Below are 9,301 nucleotides of genomic sequence, written 5' to 3'. Positions count from 1 at the left end.
CTGCCGAGCGGGACGATCGTGGACACCGGCGCCCCCGACGCCGACGCGGCGCTCGCCCGCGCCGAGCCGAGGCTCTGCGCCGGTCTCCTGGCGCTGAAGGCGGAGATCGAGGCCGACGCGGAGCTGACCGCGCGCATCCGGGCCAAGCACGCCCTGAAGAACACCAACGGCTACCGGCTCGACGCCTTCCTCGACGGGGCCACGCCGGCCGAGATCCTGCGGGGCCTCATGGTCGGCTCCCAGGGCACCTTCGGCTTCATCTCCGAGGTCGTCTTCGACACCCTGCCGCTGGACCGCGCGGTCTGCGCGGGCCTGCTGTTCTTCCCCTCCCTGACGGCCGCCGCCGCGGCCGTGCCGCACTTCACCGGGGCCGGGGCGCGCGCGGTCGAGCTGATGGACGGCAACACCCTGCGCGCCTCCGTGAGCGTGCCGGGCGTGCCGGCCGACTGGGCGGAGCTGCCGGACGGGACGGCGGCGCTCCTGGTCGAGTTCCGGGCTCCGGACACGGTGGCCCTGGAGGCGTACGAACGGGCGGCGCGAGACGTCCTCGACGGCCTCGGGACGGTCTCCCCGGTGGCGTCGGCCGACAACGCCCTCACCCGGGACCCGGGGCGGATCAACGGCTACTGGAAGGCCCGCAAGGCCTTCGTGACGGCCGTCGGCGGGGCCCGCCCCTCGGGCACGACGCTGATCACCGAGGACTTCGCGGTGCCGCCGGACCGGCTCGCCGAGGCCTGTGCGGAACTGCTCGACCTCCAGGCCCGCCACGGCTTCGACACCGCCGTCGCCGGACACGCGGCCCACGGCAACCTGCACTTCCTGCTGGCCTTCGACGCGGGTGACCCCTCGGACGTGGAGCGGTACGCCGCGTTCATGGACGAGTTCTGCAAACTGACCGTGGAACGCTTCGACGGCTCTCTCAAGGCCGAGCACGCCACCGGGCGGAACATCGCGCCGTTCCTGGAGCTGGAGTGGGGGCCGCGGGCGACCGAGCTGATGTGGCGGACCAAGGAGCTGATCGATCCGGAGGGGGTCCTCGCCCCGCGGATCGTCCTGGACCGGGACCCGCAGGCCCATCTGCGCGGGCTGAAGACCATCCCGGCCGTGGAGCGGATCGCCGACCCCTGCATCGAGTGCGGCTTCTGCGAACCGACGTGCCCGAGCGGTGACCTGACGACCACTCCGCGCCAGCGGATCGTGCTGCGCCGGGAGATGATGCGGCAGGCGCCCGGTTCTCCGGTCGAGGCGCGGCTGCTGGCGGCGTACGGCTACGAGGCGGTGGACACCTGCGCGGGTGACTCGACATGCGCGCTGGACTGCCCGGTGGGGATCGACACGGGCGCGCTGATGCGGGAGTTCCGGCACACGCGGCACTCGGCGCGCGAGGAGCGCCTCGCCGCCCTGGCCGCGCGGAACTTCCGGGCCGTCGAGGCCTCCGCGCGGCTCGTCCTCGGCGCCGCGGGCCGGATCGGGGACCGCGCCCTGGAGCGGCTGACGGGCCTCGCCCGCAGGGCGGTGCGGCCCGACCTCGTACCGGAGTGGCTGCCGGAGATCCCGGCCGCCGCGGCACGGCGGCTGCCGCGCACGGTCCGGGCCGGTGCCGCCGCCGTCTACTACCCGGCCTGCGTGAACCGGATCTTCGGGAATCCGGCCGGGGTGCCGGGTCCCTCGCTGCCCGAGGCGGTCGTGGCGGTGTCGGCGCGGGCCGGGCGGCCGGTGTGGATCCCGGACGACGTGGCCGGTACGTGCTGCGCCACCATCTGGCACTCCAAGGGATACCGGCGGGGCGACGAGCTGATGGCGAACCGGATCGTGGAGGCGGCCTGGGAGTGGACGAACGGCGGGCGGCTGCCGCTCGTCGTGGACGCGTCCTCGTGCACCCTCGGGCTGGCGCGGGAGGTCGTCCCGTACCTCACCGGGGAGAACCGGCAGCTGCACGCCGCCCTGACGGTGGTCGACTCCCTGGTGTGGGCGGCGGACGAACTGCTGCCCCGCCTGGAGGTGCTGCGCAGGGTGGACTCGGCGGTGGTGCATCCGACGTGTTCCATGCGGCACCTGGGCGACGAGGAGAGGCTCACCGCGGTGGCGGAGGCGTGCGCGGAGGAGGTCGTGGTGCCCCTCGACGCCGGGTGCTGCGCGTTCGCCGGCGACCGGGGCATGCTGCACCCGGAGCTGACCGCCTCGGCGACGGCGCGGGAGGCGGCCGAGGTGACGGCGCGCCCGTTCGACGCGCACCTTTCGGCCAACCGGACGTGCGAGATCGGGATGGAGCGGGCCACGGGGCGGGCGTACGTGTCGGCGCTCCTCGCCCTGGAACGGGCGACGCGGCCCTGATCCGCCGGGCTCCGCCTCCCTCGGCGGGGCCCGGGCGCCAACGGCCCCTCCCCCTTCTCGGGGAGGGGCCTGTCACATGTTCGAGTGACGGTCGTTCAGCGGTGCGGCCCGGCGGGTGATCCGGAACAGTAAAGTCCAACTACCCGTCGCAAGAGTCCTACCGACGCCCTTGCGCACCCCCGGACACGGGGGCCAGGGTCCTGTGCGGGATTCATGAAACAGCCGTGCACACAGGTTCTGGAGGTTCCATGAACGAGCAGACTCCGCGCGACCCGAGCCGCCGTACCGTCCTGAGGACCACGGCGGGAGCGGCGGGCGCGGGCCTCGGGTTCGGCGCCTTGGGCGGTCACCCCGCCCACGCCGCCCCCGGGCCGGCCGCGGCGGCGTCGCCGGCCGGGACCGCGGCGGCCCCGAAGCGCCGGGCGGCCACCATGGCCGGGGTGCCCTTCGAGCGGCGGTCCACCGTCCGGGTCGGCATCATCGGCCTCGGCAACCGCGGCAACAGCATGATCGGCCACTTCCTGGCGCTGCCGGGCGTCCGCGTCGTCGCGCTGTGCGACCCGGTGCGCGAGAAGGCCGAGCGGGCCGCCGCGAAGGTCACCGCCGCCGGCCAGCCGGCGCCCGCCCTCTACACCAAGGGTGAGGAGGACTACGAGAACCTCTGTGCCCGTACCGATGTCGACTTCGTGTACGTGGTCACCCCGTGGGAGCTGCACTTCCCCATGGCGCGGGCGGCGATGCTGGGCGGCAAGCACGTCGGCGTGGAGTGTCCGGTCGCGATGCGGCTGGAGGAGCTGTGGGACCTGGTGGACCTCTCCGAGCAGACCCGCCGCCACTGCATGCAGCTGGAGAACTGCTGTTACGGACGGAACGAGCTGCGGGTGCTGCGGATGGCGCACGCCGGGAAGTTCGGGGAGCTGCTGCACGGCGCGGGGGCGTACAACCACGACCTGCGCGAGCTGATGTTCTCGCCGACGTACTACGAGGGCCCCTGGCGCCGGCTCTGGCACACCCGGCTGCGCGGGGACCTGTACCCCAACCACGGCTTCGGTCCCGTCGCCAACTACATGGACGTCAACCGCGGCGACCGGGTGGTGAGCATCAGCAGCTTCGGCACCCCGGCGCTCGGGCTCGCGGAGTACCGGGCGGCGCACGTGCCGCCCGGTGACCCGAGCTGGAAGGAGTCGTACATCGGCGCCGACCGGACGATCAGCATGGTGCGGACGGCGAAGGGCCGGGTGATCCGGCTGGAGCACGACGTGTCCACGCCGCACCCCTACAGCCGGATCAACAGCCTGGGCGGCACCCGGGGCGTCTTCGAGGACTACCCCGCCCGGATCTATCTGGAACCGGATCACAAGAACCACCAGTGGGGCGATTTCGCGGCCTACGCGGCGGAGTTCGACCACTGGCTGTGGAAGGAACACGCCAACCCGCCCGGGGGCCACGGCGGCATGGACTACATCATGATCTTCCGTCTGATGCAGTGCATGCGGCTCGGGCTCGTCCCGGACTTCGACGTGTACGACGCGGCGACCTGGACGGCTCCGGTGCCGCTGAGCCACGCCTCCATCAAGGCCGACGGCGCGCCGCAGGAGATCCCGGACTTCACGCGCGGCGAGTGGCGCAAGGCCCGCGGTGGCATGGACTCGGTCAAGCCCGCCTGATCCGGCGGCACGCGTGCCCGGTTCCCGCTCGGGAGCCGGGCACGCGGGCGTTCAGCAGCGCCGCAGGTCCTGGGTCACGGTGCCCTGGACGGCCGTCACGCTCCGGTCGTGGCAGCCCCCGGAGCCGTACAGCCGGTAGCGCTCGGTGCTGGTGCCGATCGCGTGCCGCTGGTCGCGCGGCACGCCGGTGGTGTAGGTGGCGTCACCGGTGTACGTGTCGTCGAGGCGCGACCAGGACAGCCGCCGCCCGTCCCGGAGGACGGCGGTGTCGGCGCGGTCCCCGAGGGTGAGCACGGTCCGCAGCCGGTCGCCGGTGCCGACGGTGGTCTCGCCGTCCATGGTGTACGTGCGGTCGGTGCGGGTGACGGTGCGCCCGGAGGTGACCGTCTCGCGGTCGGTCCAGCGGGCGGTGAGCGCGTCGGGGTTCTCGCCCTCGCCCCAGCGGTGGACGGAGCTGTGGCCGACGGAGCGGGTGACGGTGGTGTCGACGCGGCCGTGCGAGGTGACCAGGTGCCCGGCGACGGTGAGCCGGTGGTCGGCGGTGGTCTCCAGACGGTGCGGGGAACCGGCGGCATACACGGGGGTGTTGACGGGGCGGCTCTCCTCGTGGCGGTCGAGGGCCCCGGTGACGACCTCGCTGCCCTCGTCCTGCCAGAGCAGGATGTTGGTGGGGGTGGACCAGCCGGGGAGGCCGGCCGGGACGCCGGCGACGGAGACCTCCACGCGGTGTTCCCCGCCGTCGTTGAGCAGGGCGGCGAAGGGCGTCAGGTCGTACACGACCGGCTGGACGTCGAAGGCGCGCGGGCCGGGGGTGACGTACCAGAGGAAGGGGTTGGACCAGCCGCCGGTCCAGACGGTGGGGAAGGGCGCGGCGATGCCGGCGAGCCTGCCGTCGACGCTGATCCGGACCTCGCGGTGGGGCCCGTCGGCGGCGCGGCAGGAGTAGGGGGCGGCGTCGGGCACGGAGAGGTACCAGTACTCCTCGCAGCCGCCGCCGGAGCCGGTGGCGTACACCTCGGCGAGCAGGCGCTCGGTGTTGCGCGGGGTGGTGAGCGTGGGACCGGTGAGGGGGATCACCCGGTCGGGCGTACCGGCGGCGGGCTTCACGCGGCCCTGGGCGGTGTGGAAGGTGAGGGTGACACGGACGTCGAGGACACCGGTGTACGTCTCGTTCACGACGTTGCCGATGAGCATCTCGACGGGCTGCGGCCGGCTGAGGGTGTCGCGGTAGCGGGTCACGTCCTTCTCGACGGACCAGGTGATGCCGTCGGGCGAGGGCTGGGGCGTCGAGGTGCGGAAGATCTCGACGCCCCCGAGCGACAGATGGCCGAGCCGGTCGTACTGACGGCCCTTCACCTGGCCGTCGAGGCGGAGGACGACCTTGTTCCAGCGGGTGCCGCACTCCTTGGGCGGGGTGTACGTGCCGCGGTACGGCGTGAAGTCGCGGAACCGGGCGGCTGCGAGGGTCACCTCGCAGCTGCGGGTGCCGGGGGTGGTGACGGGCGGGGCGGCGGTGACCGGATCGTGCCAGTCGGAGGTGAACTCGGCCGGCGGCGTGGGACCGGTGGCTCCGTCGGCGGCGGCCGGCGGGGCCGTGAGGAGAGCGCCGGCGGCGAGCACCAGACCGCTGAGCATGCTCATGATCTTGAGTGGTCTCATGGGGCGGAAGTGAAGCGCGGTCCCCGGGCGCGGTCCAGAGGACGATGAGCGGACATGGCGCGATCTGTTCCCCGATGGGGAAAATCGATTGCCGCGCTCCCGGCGGGAAAGCGACCCTTGCACGGTTCCGCGGGCGCCCCCGCACCACTCCGGCGCCCCGCACCGTCCGCACCCGGAACCCTGGGACGCCATGCAGATTCGAGAACTTCCCTACGCCGACCCCGGGGTCCCCGACGTCCGCTCGGGCGGCCGGTTCCTCCTCTGGCTCGGCCGCCGCCAGCTCGGCGGGCAGGTGAGGTCCCTGCTCTGGGGCCTGCTGCTGAACCTGGGCGTCGCCGGGCTCCCGCTCGCCGTCGGCCTCGCCGTCCAGGCGGTCGTCGACCGGGACGGCGGGCGGCTGGCCCTGGCCGGGCTGGGGCTCCTGGCGCTCGGCGCGGCGATCGCGGTCGGTGACCTCATGCTGCACCGCACCGCCGTCACCAACTGGATCACGGCCGCCGCCCGGGTCCAGCAGCTCCTCTCCCGCAAGACCGCCGAACTGGGCTCCCTGCTCACCCGCCGGGTGGCCGCCGGCGAGGTCGTCGCCGTCTCCACGGGTGACGTCGAGAAGATCAGCTGGTTCGTCGAGGCGCTGTCCCGGTTCACCGCCGCCGCGGTCACCCTGCTGCTGGTGTGCGCCGGGCTCGTCGTGTACGAGCCGGCGCTCGGGGTCGTCGTGGCCGCCGGCGTCCCCGCCCTGGCGCTCGCCGCGCTGCCGCTGCTCCCCCGCGCCACCCGCCGGGCGGACGTCCAGCGCGAGAAGGCGGGCCGGGCCACCGAACTCGCCTCCGACACCGTCGCCGGCCTGCGGGTGCTGCGCGGCATCGGCGGCGAGGAGCTGTTCCTCGGCCGCTACCGGGCCGCCTCCCAGGAGGTCCGGGAGGCGGCCGTGCGCAGCGCCCGCATGTGGGCGCTGATCGCGGCGGTGCAGGTGCTGCTGCCGGGCCTGCTGCTGATCGTCGTGGTGGCGTACGGGGCGCGGCTCGCCCTCGACGGCCGGATCGGGGTCGGCGAACTGGTGACCGTGTACGGGGCGGTGGCGCTCACCCACCATCCGCTGCGGAACGTGGAGGAGATCGCGATGGCCTTCGCCTTCTCCCGGCCCTCCGCGAAGCGGGCGGCCCGGGTCCTGGCGCTGACCCGCGCGACGGTGCCCTCCGGGGACGAGCGGCGCACGGCGAGCGGCGACCTGTACGACCCGCTGACCGGGGTCCTGGCCCCGGCGGGGCGGTTCACCGCCGTGGTGTGTGGCGACCCGGACCTCGCGGGGCGGCTGGCGGACCGGCTCGGCGGCCATCCGACCGATCCCGGCGAGGACCACACCTCGGTGCTCCTCGGCGGTGTCCCGCTCGACGAACTGCCCCTGGAGACCGCCCGTACCGCCGTTCTCGTCCAGGACAAGGACCCGGTCCTGCTGTCCGGCACGCTCGGGGAGCTCCTCGACGTGCCGTCCTCGGGCGCGGTGCGGGCGGAGGAGGCGCTCACCGCCGCGCAGTGCGGAGACGTCCTGGACGCCCTCGCGCAGGCCTCCGTCGACGGTGACGGCGACCCGATGCGCACCCGCATCACCGAACGGGGCCGCTCGCTCTCGGGCGGCCAGCGCCAGCGCCTCGCCCTGGCCCGGTCGCTCGTCACCGACCCGGAGGTGCTCGTCCTGGACGAACCGACCTCCGCCGTCGACTCGCACACCGAGGCCCGCGTGGCCGAGGGCGTCAAGAAGCTGCGCGCGGGCGCGACGACGGTGGTGCTGGCCTCCTCGCCCCTCCTTCTGGACCGCGCCGACCGGGTGGTCCTGGTCCACGAGGGCCAAGCGCTCGCCGTCGGCACCCACCGGGAACTCCTCGCCACCGAACCGCGCTACCGGGCCGTGGTCACCCGCGAGACCGACGAGGAACTCACCGCGGCGACCGGCCGCACCGCTCTGCGCGAAGCGCGGGAAGGAGAGACGGCATGATCGGCGCCGCGCCCCCGGAGTACGATCCGGCCGCCCCGACGACGGCGACGACGCTGCCCGTCGCCACGAGCGCGACCGTCCGCGCCTACGTGCGTGAGCTGCTCCGCCGTCACCGGCGGGCCTTCGCCCTGCTGATCGGGGTCAACGCGGTGGCGGTGATCGCCTCGATGGTGGGGCCGTACCTGCTGGGATCGGTGGTCGACCGGCTCGCGGCGGGGGCGCGCGAACTCCATCTGGAGCGCACGGTCGCCCTGTTCGCGATCGCTCTGCTCGTACAGACCGTGTTCGTGCGGCTCGTCCGGCTGCGGGGCGCGATGCTCGGCGAGGAGATGCTCGCCGACCTCCGCGAGGACTTCCTGGTCCGCTCGGTGGGGCTGCCCCCGGGCGTCCTCGAGCGGGCCGGGACCGGTGACCTGCTGTCCCGGATCACGACGGACGTCGACCGGCTCGCCAACGCGATGCGGGAGGCCGTGCCGCAACTGGCGATCGGTGTCGTCTGGGCGGGCCTGCTGCTCGGCGGCCTCGCGGTGACGGCACCGCCGCTCGCCCTCGCCGCCCTGCTGGCGGTGCCGCTGCTCGTCACGGGCTGCCGCTGGTACTTCCGGCGGGCCCCGTCCGCGTACCGCTCGGAGTCCGCGGGGTACGCGGCGGTGGCCGCCGCGCTCGCCGAGACCGTCGACGCGGGCCGCACCGTCGAGGCGCACCGCCTGGGCGCGCGCCGGATCGCCCTCTCCGACCGGCGTATTTCCCAGTGGGTGGCGTGGGAGAACTACACGCTCTTCCTGCGCTCGGTGCTGTTCCCCGTGGTCAACCTGACGCACACCACGGTGCTGGGCTCCGTCCTGCTGCTCGGCGGGGTCTTCGTCCTCCAGGGCTGGATCGACGTCGGCCAGCTGACGACGGGTGCGCTGCTCGCGCAGATGCTGGTCGACCCGATCGGGATCGTGCTGCGGTGGTACGACGAACTCCAGGTCGCGCAGGTGTCGCTGGCCCGGCTGGTGGGCGTCCGGGACATCGAGCCGGAGGCGGGTGACGCGGCGGTACGGCCCGAGGGCCGGGCGGTCCGGGCCGAGGAGGTCCGGTTCGGCTACCGGGAGGGTGCGGACGTGCTGCACCGGGTGTCGCTGGACGTGGCGCCCGGGACCCGGCTGGCCCTGGTCGGCCCGTCCGGGGCGGGCAAGTCCACCCTCGGGCGGCTGCTCGCCGGAATCTACGCGCCCCGGGCCGGATCGGTCACGCTCGGGGACGCGGAACTGGCCAGGATGCCGGCCGAGCGCGTCCGCTCGCACGTGGCCCTGGTCAACCAGGAGCACCACGTCTTCGTGGGCTCCCTGCGGGACAACCTGCGCCTGGCCCGGGCGCACGCCACCGACGAGGAGCTGTGGGCCGCGCTGTCGGCCGTGGACGCCGAGGGCTGGGCGCGGGGCCTGGACGCGGGCCTCGACACCGAGGTCGGCTCGGGCGGCCGGACGCTGACCCCGGCGCAGGCCCAGCAGGTCGCCCTGGCCCGCCTGGTGCTCGCGGACCCGCACACCCTGGTTCTGGACGAGGCGACCTCCCTGCTCGACCCGCGGGCGGCCCGCCACCTGGAGCGCTCCCTGAGCCGGGTATTGGACGGGCGGACGGTGGTGGCCATCGCGCACCGCCT

Annotated in this window: 5 protein-coding genes; 4 read left to right on the top strand and 1 reads right to left on the bottom strand. The window is 74.2% G+C overall.

The features are described 5' to 3' along the window. Together RIF68_RS16350 and RIF68_RS16345 are read left to right on the top strand one after the other, a co-directional pair. Window positions 1-2,334 (top strand): FAD-linked oxidase C-terminal domain-containing protein (locus RIF68_RS16350; protein ID WP_309051992.1); only part of this gene is annotated, 2,334 nt, incomplete at its 5' end. Between the two features lie 248 nt (window positions 2,335-2,582). Then, window positions 2,583-4,001 carry a Gfo/Idh/MocA family oxidoreductase gene (locus RIF68_RS16345; protein ID WP_309051991.1) on the top strand — a complete coding sequence of 473 codons (1,419 nt, stop codon included), beginning with the start codon at window positions 2,583-2,585 and terminating at the stop codon, window positions 3,999-4,001. Between the two features lie 51 nt (window positions 4,002-4,052). On the opposite strand, the gene RIF68_RS16340 is transcribed toward RIF68_RS16345, so the two are convergent. Further along, a complete protein-coding gene (locus RIF68_RS16340; protein ID WP_309051990.1) occupies window positions 4,053-5,660 on the bottom strand; it encodes a peptide-N4-asparagine amidase in 1,608 nt (535 codons plus the stop codon). Between the two features lie 190 nt (window positions 5,661-5,850). On the opposite strand from RIF68_RS16340, the gene RIF68_RS16335 reads away from it, so the two are divergent. Next, window positions 5,851-7,653, top strand: a complete 1,803-nt coding sequence (locus tag RIF68_RS16335) for an ABC transporter ATP-binding protein (protein WP_309051989.1) — start codon at window positions 5,851-5,853, stop codon at window positions 7,651-7,653. After that, window positions 7,650-9,301 (top strand): ABC transporter ATP-binding protein (locus RIF68_RS16330; protein ID WP_309051988.1); only part of this gene is annotated, 1,652 nt, incomplete at its 3' end. The genes RIF68_RS16335 and RIF68_RS16330, both read left to right, overlap by 4 nt.

This window comes from Streptomyces sp. (genome assembly GCF_031178505.1).
Taxonomy (GTDB): Bacteria; Actinomycetota; Actinomycetes; order Streptomycetales; family Streptomycetaceae; genus Streptomyces; species Streptomyces gulbargensis.
The sequence above is the reverse complement of the archived record's forward strand: the minus strand, read 5'-3'. Positions and strand labels throughout refer to the sequence as shown.